Source organism: Wenjunlia vitaminophila DSM 41686, from assembly GCF_000380165.1.
GTDB lineage: Bacteria > Actinomycetota > Actinomycetes > Streptomycetales > Streptomycetaceae > Wenjunlia > Wenjunlia vitaminophila.
In genome coordinates this window covers 109,861-125,862 of sequence record NZ_KB904702.1, presented here as the reverse complement: position 1 = coordinate 125,862, position 16,002 = coordinate 109,861, and the positions used below count along the sequence as shown (strand labels likewise).

Here is a 16,002-nt window from a genome sequence, read left to right as displayed (position 1 = left end):
CACTGACGAATCAGACGCCGGCGACGGTCATCCGGGGTCGTGTCCGCGCTCCGTCCCGCGGACGGTCGGCGGGAGCGGTCACGCCCCCGCCGACCACGGTCACGCCTGCTCCATCTGTTCCTGGAGCCGGCGGGACAGCTCGACGCGCCTCACCTTCAACGTGGCGGTCCGGGGCAGTTCGGCCTGCGGGACCTGGATCGGGTCGGCCAGTTGGGGGAAGTCGGCGACGGCCGCCCGCCAGCGGTCCCGGTCCAGCGGACGGTCCTCGTTGGTGCAGATCACCGGGACCGGCTGGGAGTTCGGGCCCTGCACCACGACGAGTTCGCTCAGCTCCTCCAGCCTGCTCAGCACGAGGTCCTCGACCTCGAGGGTGCTTCCCACCCCGGGGATCATGTCCACTTCCCGGTCGAGCATGTGCACGCAACCCAGCTTGGTGCGGTACCCGACGTCCCCGGTCCGCCACCACTGGCCGTGCAGGTTGGCGTCGAACCTGTCCTCCTCCCCGAAGTAGGACTTCGCCAGGCCCTCCCACCCGACCTCGATGAAGCCGGGGTTCTTCTCGGACGGCGGCCTGCCGTCCCGGCTCACCACGCGGACCCTCGCCGAGCCCGGCATCGCGAAACCGACGCAGCGCCCGTCCGCCCGGTGGGCGGTCCTGCGGAAGTAGGGCCGGCCGACCGCGGGGCCCACCTCGCTCTGCCCGTAGATCTGGAAGAACAGCGCCGCCCGCCGCTCCGACGACTTGAGCAGCCGGCTCATCGTCCTGGGGTGGATCGCGTCGAACGTGCTGCTGAAGTACTTCACCGAGGCGAACGGCCGGCGCGGGTCGTCGATGAGCCCCTCCCACTCCATCAGCGAGTTGGGAAGTGCCTCGACGAACCCCGGCCGGTGCTTGACGAACGACGCGGCGACCTCGTCGGGGTCGGACTTGTTCATGAGCAGGACCGGCATTTCCTTGAGCAGCGCCAGAGCCATCGCCGCGAACAGCCGTGAGTGCACGAAGGGGATGCTGATCGCGACGGTCTCCCGTTTCCTGATCAGTGACAGGAGCCACCACTGGGGAGTGAGCCGGGCGCCCATGCTCCGTGGCGTGTGCACGACGAGCTTGGGGAGCCCGGTGGTGCCGGAGGTGTGGGTGACCATCGCGGCCTCGTCCATCGCCCGGAACACCGGCTGGACCCGAGGTGCCCCGGCGAGCTCGGAGAGCGATGTGGCCCCCGGCCAGCTTCCGGCGACAGTGATCACCTGTTTGGTGAGGGCCGTCACCGGCACCTCGGCGAGGACGTCGAGCTTGTGCAGGTCGGTGAGCAACTTCGGTTGGTCGAGCCGCTCGAGCAGGGCGCCGACGGTCGCTCCGTCCAGGGCGGGCGACAGCATCACGGGAACGGCTCCGACGCGTGACGCCGCGATGGCGAGGACCCAGACGTCGAAGTTGGCGGCCTTGTAGATCACGATGCGTTCACCGGGGCGGACCCCGGCCACCGACAGCCGGCCCGCCAGGTCGTCCACGTGATCGGCGAGCTCGGCCACGGTCAGGCGCCGTCCCGCCTCGGGGAGGACGTCCAGGTCGTGATCGAGGGTGAGCAGCGTCGAGCTGTTCCTGGCCGCGGCTCTCTCCGGCACGGTGCCGAGGTGAAGACCGCGTTTCCGTATCGATTTGTGGATCACGAAGCCCTTCATGCTGACGGCCTCCTTCGCGGTGTTCGGTGGACGTTCGGGCTGTCGCTGGCTCGGCTGTTCGCCCGGGCCGGCTGTCTCGACAACGGGGTGGCGGGGAGTCACCCCGTCCAGGGGCGGAGCTTCTCGGGGTTCCGCACCGCCCAGATGTGCCTGATCCGGTCGTCCACGACGTCGAGCGCCAACACCACCACGGTGACGCCCTGGCGCTGAGCGATCAGGCCGGGCTGACCGTTCACGGTCCGCAGCAGGAACGTCAGGTCCGGCGCCCTGTCGGCGATGTCAACGAGGACGCGGGCGACCCGCTCGGCGCCCTCGATCGGGCGGGGTTCCGCGCTGGCGAGGCCGCCCCCGTCGGCGACCGTGGTGACGTCGGGGTCGAGGAGGCCGATGAGGGCGTCGATGTCCTTGGCCTCCCACGCCTGCTTGAAGTCCCTGACGATGTCGGGGCGCTGCGGTGCGGGGGTCGCCGGGGCCTGGCGGGTGCGGATGCGACGGCGGGCCGACGAGGCGAGTTGGCGACACGCCGCCGGGGTGCGGCCGACGATCTCGGCCACTTCGGCGAAGGGGTAGTGGAAGACGTCGTGGAGGATGAACGCCACGCGCTCGGCGGGGGTCATCGACTCGAGGACGACGAGGAAGGCCATGTTGATCGACTCGTCGAGGGTGACGCGGTCGGCCGGGTCGGTGGTGGTGCCGTCCGACCGCCCGCTGATCCACTCGGTGCGGTCGGGGAGGGGCTCGGGTATCCACTCGCCGACGTACCTCTCCCGCCTGGCCCGTGCCGAGCCGAGCAGGTCCAGGCAGATGCGACTGGCCACCTTCATCAGCCAGCCGCCGGGGGACTCGATGGCTTCCTGTTGCTGTGGGGACATGGCGTACCAGCGGGCGTACGTCTCCTGGACGACGTCCTCGGCGTCGGCCAGGGAGCCGAGGAGCCGGTACCCGAGGTTGATCAACTGCCGCCGCTCGCTGAGGATCGCGGCCAGGCCGGGATCGAGCCGGCCGTCGTCTCCCGACTCGGACTGCGTGTTCATGGTGTCGCCAACTCCCGTGGTTGCATCTGTCGTCACCGACTCGACGAGACCGCAACCGGGACGGGCGCGTCCTGGAGCGGGCGCGTCACCCCGCCTCACATTACGGGGGATTGCGTCGTCGTACTGCTGACAAGATCGGCTTCGCCCGTCGGCCCCACCCCGGCCGCCACCCGAGGGACCCCGATCACCGCCTCCGGCTTCGACACCGAAGTCGCCCACACCCTCGCGAGGAGAACCCTCATGGACACCGCCCTGTGGATCGTTGCGGGACTACTGGCCGTGGTATTCCTGGCCGGTGGCGCCATGAAACTGTTCCAGTCCAAGGAGAAGCTGGTCGCCTCCGGCATGGCGGTCATGGAGGGCTACAGCAGCGGCGCCATCAAGGCCATCGGCACCCTGGAGCTCCTGGCCGCGGTGGGCCTGATCCTTCCCGCGGCGCTCGACATCGCGCCCGTTCTGGTGCCGCTGGCCGCCGTCGGTGTGGTGCTGCTGATGATCGGCGCGTTCGTCGCCCACCTCCGCCGTCACGAGACCCAGTCCCTCGTGGTGACCGCGGTCCTGCTCGCCCTCGCCGCCTTCGTGGCCTGGGGCCGCTTCGGCCCCCACTCCTTCTGAGCGGGCACGGGCGTCCGGCCACGCCCGACCCCGCGGCCTGACCCCTTCCGCCCGACCAGGCCGACCGCGGCAGGCCCCGGCACGTGTGCCGGGGCCGCCGTCGTGTGGTCCGCCGGCTCAGCCGGCGGGGTGTACCTCGCTGGTCGCGGTGGTGTCGGCCGACGGGAGGGCGAGCGCGGCGGCCCCCGGCAGGTGGCCCGCGGCCTCGGTGGCCACCGCGAGCACACCGCGCAGCCAGGGGGCGTAGCGGTCCGGGTTGTCGGCCACGTCCACGCGCAACCGGTCCGGTGCGGGCCAACGGACGGTCGCCACCTCGGCCGGGTCCAGGCGCAGGCGCGGATCCGCCGGCACCTGGCCGACCAGCACGTGGTCGTACTCGTGCTCGACCCGGCCGGTCTGCGGGTCCTCGGCCCGGTACAGGTACACGCCGGCCTGGTGCAGCGTCACCCCCTGCACCCCGATCTCCTCGACCAACCGCTTGGCGGCGGCCTCGTACACGGTCTCCCCGGGTGCCGGGTGACCGCAGCAGGCGTTGGCCCAACGCAGCGCGAACCGGGTCTTCTCCGCGGCCCGCTGCTGGACCAGGACGCGGCCCAGGTCGTCCAGCAGCATCACCGAGAACGCCCGGTGCAGTCGGCCGGGCGCGGTGTGCGCCTCGGCGACCGTGCAGGAACCAGTGGCGGCACCGTCCGCGTCGACGAGCTCCACCAGATGCGATTCCCGAGTAACTATGGCGGGTCACCTACCTCCGTGATCCGGGCGGCGGTGAGCCGACCGGAGATGAGTGACAAAACGGCCTATCGACACGCGTCCGCCCGGCCGGGCGGGGGAGACCGCCCCGGCGGCCTCGTGCCCGCGGCGAAGCCCCACCACCGGGCGGGAGGCTATGCGGGGTCCTCGGTGTCGTCGGACACCTGCATGAGGTCCAGCATCCGGGGCCGCCACCGGTAGTACGACTGGAGCTTGTAGTACTCCCCCTCGGTCGACGACATGGCGACGTAGACGACCTTCGGGGCGGCGGCACCGTACGGATCGTTCTTCACGAAGTGCTCGATCTTCGGGTCGAGCCGCCCCGGGAGCGTCTGCGGGTCCGGGGTCATGACGCCGAAGGAGATCCGCTTGATCTTCGGCGAGTCCCAGCTCAGGGTGACGTAGAGTCCGAACGACTCCTGGCTGAGCCCCAGCATCTGCTCGCTCGGTTCGGGCAGGTCGAGGTCGCGGTGCATCGACCGTATGGCCTCCGGTTCCAGGCACTCGGGGGGCAGCTCCCCGAAGTACACGTTCACCGTTCTGTGCGGGTAGTCGATCCCGACCAGGCTCACCCGGTCGTCCAGGCCGTACCGGGCGAAGAAACCGGCGTTCTCGGCGAGGCCGCGCGGCATGGACGCGATGTCGGCGAGCTTCGACAACTCCTGGAAGTCGTCGCCCGGGAAGAACGACCAGGTCTTCTTGAAGCCGCCGACGACTCCGAAGTCGATGCCGTAACTGTCGATGGGGCACCGCTGCTGGATGTCGGAGAGCAGGGCGCCGGCGGGATGGTCGGTCTCCGCGGTGAGGCCGTTCGACACAGCGACGGCATACGGGTCAACGTCCCCCGGGAGCGACAGGAAGCGGCAGTCCAGCTCCCCTTCGTGGCGGGAGCCGGTCGCCACCCGGAAGGCGATCACCGCCCGCGGGAGAACGTCCCCGTACGCGGTGAGGATGGGCCAGACCCGGTCGCGCGAGCAGGTCACATCCAGCAACCGGGCTGATTCCTCAAGTGCCGTGTAGAGACCCGGCAACTCAGCGGTCCCGGACATTCGTCCTCCTGGTGTCAGTCTTGGTGTCAGTTGGGTTGAGGACAGATCTTGGCAACGCACCAAGAGCGTCACTGGGCGGATCGCCCGAGCGGTGTCCGGCGGGTGGCGCCCCTGCTCTCGTCCACACTGCGCGCTGGCTACCGGGCGATGACCAGTGAGGCGGGCGACGGCGTGGCGTGGAAGGAGACCTCCTCGAAGCCGGCCTTGAGGAGCCAGGCATGGTAGTCGGCGCGCCGCCAGGTCCCTCCCTGCTTGCTCTTGAGCAGCATTTCCGAGGCGAAGACCAACGGGAAGGGCGGGCCGCTCCGGTCGTCGTCCACGATGAAGTCGCAGATCACCAGTGTGCCGCCGGGCCTGAGGGCGCCCCGGAGCTTGGTGAGGAGCGCGACGTTGTCCTCCGGCCCCTCCTGGTGCGCGATGTGGGAGTACACCGCCACGTCGTAGGCCGCGTCGCCGAACTCGGTGGTGTGGAAGTCACCGTCGACGCAGGTGAACCGGTCGGCCACGCCCCGCTCGGCCACCAGCCGCCGGGCGATCGCGTTGATCGGCCCCCAGTCGAGCTGGGTGGAGCGGGCGGCGGGGTTGAGGCCGAGCCAGATCGCCGAGTAGATGCCCGAGCCGCCGCCCACGTCGAGGATCGAGATCTCACCGGCGTCCGCCAGCCCCAGGATCTCGGCGGCGACCTTCGCCACGGGCACCGACTGGCCCGCTATGGCCGGGACGACCTCCTCCCAGTGGGGGTTGTCGGCGACCTCCACCGTCGCGTCCTCCACCGGCCCCCCGGCCCGGACCACGTCCGGCAGGGCCACCAGGTCGCCCATGTGGGTCAGCTTGAGCTTGGCGAAGCTGCTCAGACAGGTGGGCTTGCCCTCGACCAGGAAGGAGGCTGCCTCGGGGGTGTTGCGGTAACCGCCGTCGCGCAGCTCGACCAGGCCCAGGCTGACGAGCCCGTCGAGGAGGGTCTGCGCGCCGCGCCCGGAGATCCCGGCCCGGGCGGCCAGCCGTTCTGCGGTGTCGGCGCCTGCCTCGAGGTGGGTGAACAGCGAGTGGCTCGCCGCCGCGCCGAGGATGCCGGTGGCCCAGTAGCCGTTGATGAGCTGCATAATCCGATCCGGCGTCGGTTGGCTGCTGTTCATGCTGCCCCTCCTGGGACCCCGTGTGGACGCGCGTGCGTTCGAAGCGCGGCACGCAGGCTCTCCACGACTCGTTCGACCTGGTTGGTGCTGAGCTCGGCGTGCATGGGGATGGCGAGGTTGCGTTCGAAGAGGTCCGCGGACACCGGGCAGGCCTGCTTCGTCTCGTACACGGGCTGCAGGTGACACGCCCACGCGCCGTGCCCGCAGCCGATGCCCTGGGCCCGCAGGTCGGCGGCGACCCCCGCCCGGTCCACGCTCGGGTCCAACGTCACCATGTAGGACTGCCAGGCGTGGGTCCGGTCCAACGGCACGTGCGGCACCGTGACGAGGTCCTCGTCGCCGAGCATCTCCCCGTAGAGCGCGGCGACGGCGCGCCGGCGGTCCAGCAGCTCGCCGATCCGACCCATCTGCACCTGCAATATCGCCGCGGCGATGTCCGACAGCTTGTAGTTGTAGCCGACCTCGGTGAACACCGGTATCGGCAGGCCCACGACCTGCGCCTGGTCGAAGATGCTCCCGATCCCGAAGGACGACCGGACCCTTGCGTCCGCCCCCAGTGCCGGATCGGCGGTGAGCAGGGCCCCGCCCTCACCGCTGGTGGCCCCCTTGCGCCCGTGGAAGGACAGACAGGCGACCGGAGCCAGCGCGCCCGCCTCGCGGCCCTGGTACGTCGCGCCGACCGAACAGGCGGCGTCCTCGATGAGGAAGAGTCCGTGGCGGTCCGTGATCGACTTCAGCTCGGCGTAGTCGGCGGGCAGGCCCAGGGTGTCCACCGCGATCACACCGACCGTTCGCGGCCCCACCAGGGCCGCCACCGCCTGGGGGTCCACGGTGCCGGTGTCGGGAAGCACGTCGGCGAAGACCGGGACGCCACCGACGTACCGCACCGCGTGGGCGGGAGCCGGGAACGTGTAGTCGGCGACGATCACCTCGTCGCCCGGTCTGACGCCGAGCGCCAGCAGGGCCAGGTGGAGTGCGGCGCCGCAGTTGCTCACCGCCACCGCGTCGCCAACGCCGTAACGTTTGGCCAGCTCCGACTCCAGCGCCTTCCCCCTCGGGCCCTGACCAGCCGGCCAGCCCGACGAGAACACCTCCGCGACGGCTGCCAGCTCCTGTTCGCCCAAGCTGGCGTGGACCAGGGGAATCGTGTCCATCGTGGTCACCTTTCGCTACGCCTCACGTTCCGGTGCTCGATGGGACGTTGAGGGAATGGGTGGCTCGTACCGAAGCGGCGTGATCTGACTGATGTCATAGCGGTCGCGCATCCGCTGCACCGCGTCGGGATCAACCGAGCCACCCGCCGAGAAGATCTCGCAGATCTCCTCGAAGTAACGCTCGTGGTCGGGTGACGGGTAGCTCTGGAAGAGCATCCGCGCCGGCTTGTCGGTGGCGTTCCTGAACGCGTGCGGTGTTCCTGCGGGGACGAACATGCAGCTACCGGCGCCCGCGCGGACCACCCGGTCCCCGTCGGGCGACTCCCAGTCCTGCCAACGCTCCTCGGTGCGCTTGGTCGGTTCGAACGCGAGCAGGTCCAGTTCTCCTTCCAGCACGTAGAAGAACTCCTGCGAGCGGTGATGGGTGTGGGCCCCGACGTCGAATCCGGGAGGAACCACCACCTCGAAGACCGATATGACGGACCCGTCCGCCGCGGTGACCTTGAACGTGACCTCCTGTTTGTCGGTGACCAGCTTTCGGCCGTGACCGGACGGGACAATAAGGCCGCTCATGCGATTCGCTTCCCTGTCGTCGGTGCGGGATCTCACTCAAGTGGGGTGGCGATGCCCCCGTTGGAATCAGCCCACTTTCTCCGGCGATTCGACGGTCCACGTGCCCACCGCCATCTCGGCGGTGATGCCGGGACCAAATCCCGCGATCACGCCGGTGGCCCCCGCCATCGGCGCGTCCTCCTCGAACAGCCGGCGCAGCGCGTCGAGTACGACCGCGCTGGCGATGTTGCCGTACTCGGTCAGGGTCGCCCAACTGTGGCGGAACATCTTGAGGTCGACATCGAGGAACTTGCTGAGGTCGCCGAGGATCCGCGGGCCGCCGGCATGGATGATGTAGAAGTCGAGGTTGCCGATGTCCCAGCCGTGGTCCGTGGCGAGATCACGCAACACCGGTGCCAGCGGTTCCATCGTCCCGGGCACCCGGCGATCGAGCTGGAAGTGGAATCCGGTGTCCCGCACGGCGTAGGAGATCCATTCCTCGGTGTGAGGAATGAGGTACGAGGCGTTGCGCTCCAACGCCACGCCGGTGCCACCGCTGCCCCGCACCACGGCCGCCGCGACCGCGTCACCGAACAACCCGTCGGACAGCAGCGAGCCCACACCGTCGTCCTCGGGCTGGTAACACAGTGAGCACAGCTCGCACGAGACGATCAGTACATTGCTGCCGGGGTAGGCCGTGCAGAAGTCGTGGGCGCGGTTGATGGCCGCGCCGCCCGCCGCGCAGCCCAACTGGGCGATGGGGATCTGCCGGGTGTTGGAGCGAAAACCCATGGTGTTGATCAGCCATGCGGTCAGCGACGGCATCAGGAACCCGGTGCACGACACGTAGATGATCGCGTCGATGTCCTGTGCCGACAGGCTGGCGTTCGCCAGCGCTCCTTCGATGACCTCCGGGCACCGCTTCTTGGACTCGACCTCGTAGATGCGGTTGCGTTCCTCGAACCCCGGGTGCTGGAGAGTCTTCTCGATGGGCTGCACGATGTGCCGCTTCCGCACCCCCGTGTTCTGGATCAACCGGAGTGCCAGAGGAAGCTGCGGCTTTCCGGCGTGTACTCTCTTGGCGAATTCGAGGGTCTCTTCCATGGTGATGACGTATTCCGGCACACTCACCGACGGCTTGCATAGCCTTGGCATGTCAAGAATCTACTTTCTCTAGAGTCTGCCTTGTGTACGTGCGGATAGTTCTCGCAGTCTCCCGATGCGGCCCGGTTGGATCACCGCAGGATCAGCCGTGACGCCGCTGCCACGGCGCACTTCCAGGGGCGGGCTCGGGTAGGTGCCGTGTTCTTTTCCTCATTCCGATGTCGCCAGTTGTCGAACTGCTGCTGCCGTCGAGGTGCACGGCGGGTGTGTGTGGTGGGGACCGGCCGTCAGGTGGTGCTCGATCGGCGGTCCCGGGACCTCCGCGGGCGTTCGGTCGCGGATCGTGCGGTGCCGCACGAGACCGTGGGGTGCGGGGCCCGGTGTGGTGGGAAGTCCGGTGGTGCCTCGGCCGCTCGACGGAAGTGTTGAAACGTTTCCGCATGGGGCGGGGCGACACGCCCTCCCCGCGCTGAGGGGGACCCCGCGAGGGAGAGCACTTGTCGGGCACCTCGCGCCACGTTCGACCGACTCCTCGGCCGTGTGGGCCCACCGGCGTGCTGCCGGCGAACGCGAGGGTGAGCAGGGGACGGGGTCCCGTTTCGGAGGGGCCGCCGCGGACGCGGGGTGAACGGCTTCCGCAGGATCCGCGCGCACCCGGCCCGACGGGTGTCCCCGATGTGTCGACCAGTCAGCCGGGATTCCTCCGAGGAGTGGTCCCTGATGTGACCGACCACTCGGGCCGCGACTGTGGGAAGCGCCGGCTCCACGGCGCGTGATCCAGCCGCCCGGAACTATGCCAGCGGCATGAGGGCGGAAACTAGGTCACTATTATATGTATAGATTCTTCACCGCCCGATTGTCAAGGGTCGTTGATCCGTCAACCTTGTTTGGCCACAGTCAGGTTGGCCGGTGGTCCCAGTGCCCTGTGGACAGGGGAAAGGCTGCTCGTGGCTGGGGGACGCCGGGGACGGGGCGGGCTCGGACGGCGCTGGAGATGCGCGGCGAACGTGACGATCACGCAGGTCACCGGGGGGAGGCGTCCCGGAGGCGGTACGCGCGGGCAGGTCGAAGTCGCGGCGCACTGGCCGGAGGCGCTGGCGGCCCGGCCATCGCCGAGCGCTGCCGCCGTGGGCCAACCGCCCCCGAGCCCTGGTTCCCCGAACTCACTATCCACGGGCCGCGTTGCCGCCCACCGCGGGAACACACCCACCGGAACGGATCGTTGGGGCCGGAAGCCGACCGGTGAGAAGGGAATGCGGTTCCCATGTGCGGAAGCAGGCCACCGACGGTTTACCCGACATCCGGCCGCGCATCGCGCCCGAATATGGTGACGCGGGTGCTAGTGCCGCCCCTTGGCCAGAGCGTCAAGGGTGGCGGTGACATCATCGGGATGGTAGTAAGCACGGCCAGTATGGGTGTAACGGCGCCATTGGTACTTGTGGGCGTAGCGGTAGATGGTGCCTTTGGGAATGCGCCAGACGGTGGCGATGTCATCGGCTGTCAGGCCGGTCACCGCGGTGTCATGGTTCAAGCACCTTCTCCTTGCTTCCTTGTGCCTGGCTTCCTCGGATCTGGCGGGCGAGCGTCGTCCAGCAGGTGACCGGCCACGTGTGGCTGGGGGAAGTGGTGCAGACGATTTCGGAGGGAAGGAAATCATCCCGAGGGCGTATGAGGGCGACCAACTCCCCTTCACAGTCCGGGCAGCAGCCAAGGGTCACTCGTCGGACGCTGTTCGGGTAGGCGATGCTGCGCGCGTTCCGCGTGAGCTCCCGGATCTCGTCGACCAGCTCACCCGCGGCGGGGTGGCGGGCAAGCCACTTGACGTGCTGACACAGGAACCGGGCGAGCGCTGGGATGTCCCGAGCCGGGGGTTCGAGGTGGCGCTCCTCGGCGACGAGGCCGGCCCAGGACGCTAAAACCGTGCGGATCGCGGACCGTACCTCGGCGGCAGCCGGGCTCATCGACTCGGCGGCGGCGCTCTTCCGGGGAAGCCTCCGTATGACGCGAACGACTTCCGGACCGGTATTTCGGTTACAGTCGGAGTACAGTGCGGGTAGGTGCAGTAGGTCATTGACCAGACGATCCCGACACGTTATGCATAGGGAACGTCCATCGCCAGGTCTGCCGGGCGTCTCTCCTGCGTCTGCATTCCGTGTACTTCGACACGATGCGGCTTGACACAGCTTGCGTCCCACCAACATTCCCCCTCCAGTTCCCCCTCCAGCGTGCACGGCTGCTAAGCCCCGAATTCGTGCTGTGCGGCCCGTGACGCGCGGGAGGATGCGAAAGGCTGGTCTACGATCTTCGAGACGTACGGCACTCGTCAAGAGGTGTCCGGCATCAGTTACTGTGAGTGTCGCGCACTTTCTTTTGCGTGACATACCCTCGTCGGGCACCGGGGTATGTAGAGATTTCTCCTGAACAGATGGCTCAATATGGCCTGTTGACGGACAGGTCATGATGTGCCCGGAGCGCTGCGTGGGGCGCGGGGTTCCCGCGGTGGGCCGGTGAGGGGCGGCGGCGCGAGGGCGTCACCGCGTCGCCCCCGGTTCCGCTGCCGGCTGCGGACCACGGAGAACACCGTCTGACCTGGCCCGACGTGGAGAACGCCGCAGTGCTGACATCCGCACCCGGAGTCGCCACTGGTGCGGGGGCGGGTGCTGGTGCAGCCGCCGCCCACGGGGTGCGGGGCACTCGCCGCTCGTCGCCCCGGCTCGTGACCGCCCAGCGAGCAGTCCTCGGGTGTTCCGGCGCTCTGGCCGCGGACCGGGCCGACCCGAGGGCGATCGGCGACGAGATCGCCCCCTCCCGTGCCGGCCGCGGACGCCCCCCGGCCGTCCGGATCGGTCGGCCCCCCGTGGGCAGCATCGGCGCGGGGCTCCTGAGGAAGCGCCCCCGTGTGCCCACGGATGACTACACGCAGTCATGTCCGCGTCACGACCTGCCCGGTGGCGGACGGCGGCTGGAGGCGTCCGGGAACTCCGTGCTGAGCTGCGGTGTTGAGAGGACGTCCCAGGCCGTTCCCGCGCCGTTCCGACGGGCGTGGGTACCGCGACGCCGTGGCTGTGACAGCGGGCTGCAACCATGCTTCGACGCGCGGCTCACCGGAGCCGCGTCCCCCCTCGAGCGGACGACAACCAGCTCCTGCTCCCGCGGCCCGCCGCCTCCCGGCACGGCCAGGCGGCCACCGCCTGGAAAGTACTGGTCTGCCCGGCTTCGTTCCCCCTCTGGGCAGAATCACTTGGTGATCGACCCTCGGTCCAGGGATGCCAGAGCGCTGCTCACCCCATCCTCCGGCCACGTGTGGGTCCTTCCTGCGGCCGAACTCCAGTCACGGCGGCAGGAGCCCCGGTGGGGGAGGGACGGGCACCTGGTGACGGGGTCGTTCCCGCTGACGCCGTCGAGTGTGTTCAACCGCGGATTTCGGCGTTACCGCGAGGAGTTCGTCGGCAAAGCCCGTCAAGAGCTCAACGAACTATCAGAGGGGTTCTCATGGGTGCTAGCACCACCCACCGTCCGTTCGTCGTCGCACTGAGAAACGAGGGCGGCGACATGCCGGGAATCCTCGTTCTCCGTGGTTCTCGACGACCACCGGAGTGATGCCCCACGGCCCACCAAGGTGGCGCATGTCGCCGTGTGTGCGTGAGCTGTCCGTGGCCACGGCTATCGGGCACGGACCGGGTGGCGAGGTGTGGCGGGTATCCGCAAAAAAGGTTCCACGTCCCCGATGTGGAGCATTTCCATGGAACGGGTGACGGGGATCGAACCCGCGCTCCGATCCCAGGAACAAGCCGCTCCGCCGCTCGGCAGACCGTGCCCCGTGCGCTTCCCCTGCGGCAGCCGCCCGCCGATCACACGAGCCACGGAGAGCCAGCTTCTTGACGCCCACGGCGAGCCCTCGCGTTCCCCACGGACCCCACGCGTGAGGGTCCGGCTGCGCGGAGTGCTGCAGCAGAGAGCACGTGCCTGGCGATCAGGGAGTGCCGCGCTTACCGCTTCAGGGCCCTGTACCGCTTCAGAAGCCCAGTGATCTTCTCAGGGGCTGCCGCGCCGTTCAGTTCGTTGAGGAGATCATCGGGACAGAGTTCGTACAGGTCACCCCACCACCGACGTCGCCTGTTGTCCCAGATCCGGTACCCGCCCAGTACACCCCTGGCTACATATCGCCTTCTGCTCACGGCACCCTCACCTGATCAACCCAAGCCTGCCTGCTCGTCAACGCGACCAACACCGCAGTCGATGTCATTGTCGGCAACCTTCTGCGCGCGACGCATGCCGAGGTCGTTACGGTGCCGGGAGGGCTTCGGCCGGGGCGAGTCGGGCGGCTCGGACTGCGGGGTGAAGGCCGGCCGGGGCACCGATCAGGAGGGTCGCCGCGGCGCCGCCCGCTGACGCCCAGGCGGGGACGACGGCGGGCCAACGTTGGGTGTGCGCGTGGGCGGTGGTGACGGTGACGCCGAGGAGGACTCCGCCGACGCCGCCGACTCCGCCGACTCCGCCGACTCCGCCGAGTGCGACAGGAGCAGGGATTCGGTGAGGAACTGGGTGCGGATCTGCCCCCGGGTGGCACCGAGCGACCGGCGCAGGCCGATCTTGCCGCGGCGTTCCAGAACCGAGAGAACCACGGTGTTGGCGACGCCGACCCCGCCGACGAGCAGGGCGCCGCGCCGAGTCCGACGAGCAGGCTGGTGAACGTGTCGTCCGCGGCCTCGCGGGCGGCGAACGTGTCAGTGGCGATAGGGAGCGGCAACGGGAGGTCGCCGCCGGGCTGGACGCCATGGTGTGGACGGAGCGGCAACGGGCCGCCGAAGGGTCAGACGGGCAGGCATCTGGTGCGGATCTGGTGCGCGACGCCTAACGCGGTCCAGACAACAACAAAGCCCCGGGCGTCTGGCCTGGGGCTTTTGCTTTGAGCGGGTGACGAGAATCGAACTCGCGCTCTGAGCTTGGGAATCACCTTGCTGTGAAGCCAAGGACCCCGACTGACCTGCGGGAACTGCCCACCTGCGAGAGCGCGGGGAGACTCGGCGTGGACCGTATTTGACCGTGACGCGCCGCTTGATCGGGCACGGAGCGGGCACGCCGTAGTCACTCGTACATGGTGGCCGCCATGAGCGCGTGCGCGAGGTATGTCCAGTTTCCGTCAGAAGGCAGAGGCTCCTGAAGGTTGCATTCGTACCAGGCGGGACCAGTACTGACCCAAGCAGCGAGCGCTTCGAGGAACCGTTCCAGGGTCACGTTCTCCCACTGATCGCCCCGTTGCCGGCAATCCTCATGCAGACGTGCGAGAAAGGCGGCGAACGCATCTTGGTCGGGGATGCGGTCTCCGGGGTTCAGCGGCTGTGGCATGCCAGCAGCTTAGTGCGTGAGGAGAAAGCCCTCAGGAGCAGTGCAACGGCTCCTGAGGCCGGCTTGCATTCCGCGTCTTGCCTGGTCAATGGGCATTCTGCTCGGTGCCCACACAAGCGTGCCCACAAATAGGCCACAGCCCCCCAACAGGTGGCTGCTGGGGGCCGTGGGCGTGTGGGGTGGGTCGCTAAAGACCGGGGAGGGCGCTGAGGGCGTACACGGGTGCTCCTGTGTGTGGCTAAGGTCGCGGAGCCCGGTGGCGGCCACGGGTTCGTGCGGCCGGTGCCTGTTGGTGCGCACCGTGGCCGGCGCCGGGCGGCGCGGGGCGAGGACAGGAGCGCGGGCCGGTGGCCGGGCCGGTGCTCGGCACGCAGCAGCGTGTCGCCTTGAACCCGTAGAGGAAGTTGCTACTCAGGCTTCTGCCGGGATGTGCCATAGCGGGGCGGTGTGTTGCTCGGGGCGGGTTGCGATCAGCAGGTCACGGAGTTCGGTGCGCTGGGTGCCGGGCAGGCTGAGAGCCTCTGTGAGGTGGCGGAACGTGGTGTGGGTGATGCCTCGGTCGCGGGCGTCGGCTTCGAAGTGGTCGAGGCGGGACAGGATGGCGTCCGGTTCGAGTGGGGCCGGCTGCCGGTCCTTGAGCCACGTGGCCTTGTTGCGTTCGTAGTCGATCTCCGAGTAGCCGCAGATCTCGCGGCTGTGCTGCTCCGCCTCGGCGAGGCTGGTGGTGGTTGCCACGGCTCGGGCGAGGCGGTTGCGGTTGAACGCGTCGTCCAGGTCGGCCTGGTGGACGGTGGGACCCTCGTCGGTGAGGGGAACGGGGAGCCGGGCGTCTCTGACCTGACAGGTGCCACGGGCGCCGCGGGCGGTGGCGGCGAGCATGGCGGTGGCCTCGGAGGGGTGCCATTCCAGGACGGCAGCGACGGGACCCACATCCTGCGGAGTGAGGGTGTGGACCAGGGCGTGCAGGTGGGGGCGGAGGTCGGCGGCGGGAAGCTCGCCGTCGAGGCCGGGGCCGGCGAGCAGGAGGCGGACGGGGGCGTTCACCTGGCAGCACGCGGCGAGGGTGAGGGCGTCGGCCAACGGGCTCTTCAGCGTGGGCTCGTCGCCCTGGGCGAGGATGTCGCCACCCACGTCCAGGAGATCGATGGAGGCCGGGGCGAGGTGGGTGACGAGTTCGTCGAGCTGGCGGGTGATGCCCTCGACGCCGTCTCGCGGGTCGATGAGGGCGAGGGTGTGGGGGAGGTCGGCGGCGAGGCGGGGGAGGGCCGAGCCCGCTGGCGCGACTGGTGAGGCCGTCGCCGGCACGGTCCACACGGCGGGAGTGAGCGGACGGAGACCGGTGAAGTTGGACGGGTCCCGGGGGCCCGGTACCGGGTCGATCAGGAGGCGGTCCCAGGCGTAGGTGAGGATCACCGCCGGATCGCCGTCGCCGTAGAGGGCCACGTCGAGCATCGCGGCGGCGACTGCGTCGCCCCCGCCTCCGGCCGCCACGATCAACCGCGTCACATGGTCAGAGTAGAGGCTCAGGGCTTAGCCACTCACCCTATAGTGGCCGGAGGTCTTAGCCAGTTGAGAGGAG

At 69.2% G+C, this 16,002-nt stretch carries 13 protein-coding genes and 1 pseudogene; 1 reads left to right on the top strand and 13 read right to left on the bottom strand.

Going from position 1 to position 16,002, the window contains the following annotated elements; all coding sequences use genetic code 11:
* Window positions 1-99 precede the first annotated feature (99 nt).
* Together A3IG_RS0122770 and sigJ are read right to left on the bottom strand one after the other, a co-directional pair.
* Window positions 100-1,680, bottom strand: coding sequence for a class I adenylate-forming enzyme family protein (locus A3IG_RS0122770; RefSeq protein WP_018385904.1), 1,581 nt, complete (start codon window positions 1,678-1,680; stop codon window positions 100-102).
* 98 nt (window positions 1,681-1,778) lie between these two features.
* Window positions 1,779-2,714 (bottom strand): RNA polymerase sigma factor SigJ, encoded by a 936-nt coding sequence (gene sigJ / locus A3IG_RS0122765; protein WP_018385903.1) that lies wholly within the window; start codon window positions 2,712-2,714, stop codon window positions 1,779-1,781.
* A 240-nt stretch (window positions 2,715-2,954) separates the two neighbouring features.
* Here sigJ and A3IG_RS0122755 point away from each other — a divergent pair, with 240 nt between their 5' ends.
* Window positions 2,955-3,329 carry a DoxX family protein gene (locus tag A3IG_RS0122755; RefSeq protein WP_018385901.1) on the top strand — a complete coding sequence of 125 codons (375 nt, stop codon included), beginning with the start codon at window positions 2,955-2,957 and terminating at the stop codon, window positions 3,327-3,329.
* A gap of 117 nt (window positions 3,330-3,446) precedes the next feature.
* On the opposite strand, the gene idi is transcribed toward A3IG_RS0122755, so the two are convergent.
* From idi to A3IG_RS0122710, 11 genes and pseudogenes are all read right to left on the bottom strand, one after another.
* Window positions 3,447-4,040, bottom strand: coding sequence for an isopentenyl-diphosphate Delta-isomerase (gene idi / locus A3IG_RS30920; protein ID WP_265736657.1), 594 nt, complete (start codon window positions 4,038-4,040; stop codon window positions 3,447-3,449).
* A gap of 173 nt (window positions 4,041-4,213) precedes the next feature.
* Window positions 4,214-5,128 (bottom strand): aromatic prenyltransferase, encoded by a 915-nt coding sequence (locus A3IG_RS0122745; protein ID WP_026220570.1) that lies wholly within the window; start codon window positions 5,126-5,128, stop codon window positions 4,214-4,216.
* 137 nt (window positions 5,129-5,265) lie between these two features.
* Window positions 5,266-6,264 (bottom strand): methyltransferase, encoded by a 999-nt coding sequence (locus tag A3IG_RS0122740; RefSeq protein WP_026220569.1) that lies wholly within the window; start codon window positions 6,262-6,264, stop codon window positions 5,266-5,268.
* On the bottom strand, window positions 6,261-7,418 hold the full coding sequence (locus A3IG_RS0122735) for a DegT/DnrJ/EryC1/StrS family aminotransferase (RefSeq protein WP_018385897.1): 1,158 nt from the start codon (window positions 7,416-7,418) through the stop codon (window positions 6,261-6,263). Before A3IG_RS0122735 ends, A3IG_RS0122740 begins: the two co-directional genes overlap by 4 nt.
* A gap of 15 nt (window positions 7,419-7,433) precedes the next feature.
* Complete coding sequence (locus A3IG_RS0122730; RefSeq protein WP_018385896.1) at window positions 7,434-7,991, bottom strand: cupin domain-containing protein; 558 nt, start codon at window positions 7,989-7,991, stop codon at window positions 7,434-7,436.
* Between the two features lie 66 nt (window positions 7,992-8,057).
* Window positions 8,058-9,125, bottom strand: coding sequence for a type III polyketide synthase (locus tag A3IG_RS0122725; RefSeq protein ID WP_201787507.1), 1,068 nt, complete (start codon window positions 9,123-9,125; stop codon window positions 8,058-8,060).
* Window positions 9,126-10,413: 1,288 nt separating this feature from the next.
* Window positions 10,414-10,605, bottom strand: a complete 192-nt coding sequence (locus A3IG_RS33880) for a hypothetical protein (RefSeq protein ID WP_026220567.1) — start codon at window positions 10,603-10,605, stop codon at window positions 10,414-10,416.
* A 2,458-nt stretch (window positions 10,606-13,063) separates the two neighbouring features.
* Window positions 13,064-13,252 (bottom strand): hypothetical protein, encoded by a 189-nt coding sequence (locus A3IG_RS35430; RefSeq protein ID WP_078500857.1) that lies wholly within the window; start codon window positions 13,250-13,252, stop codon window positions 13,064-13,066.
* A gap of 106 nt (window positions 13,253-13,358) precedes the next feature.
* Window positions 13,359-13,806, bottom strand: a pseudogene (locus A3IG_RS35425) (ABC transporter permease); the annotation flags it as partial.
* A gap of 356 nt (window positions 13,807-14,162) precedes the next feature.
* Window positions 14,163-14,423: a DUF7660 family protein gene (locus A3IG_RS34385; RefSeq protein WP_157862296.1), complete on the bottom strand. Its 261-nt coding sequence runs from the start codon at window positions 14,421-14,423 to the stop codon at window positions 14,163-14,165.
* Between the two features lie 411 nt (window positions 14,424-14,834).
* The gene (locus A3IG_RS0122710) at window positions 14,835-15,929 is read right to left on the bottom strand and encodes a DUF1152 domain-containing protein (RefSeq protein WP_265736656.1); all 1,095 of its coding nucleotides are present in this window, start codon (window positions 15,927-15,929) and stop codon (window positions 14,835-14,837) included.
* Window positions 15,930-16,002 lie beyond the last annotated feature (73 nt).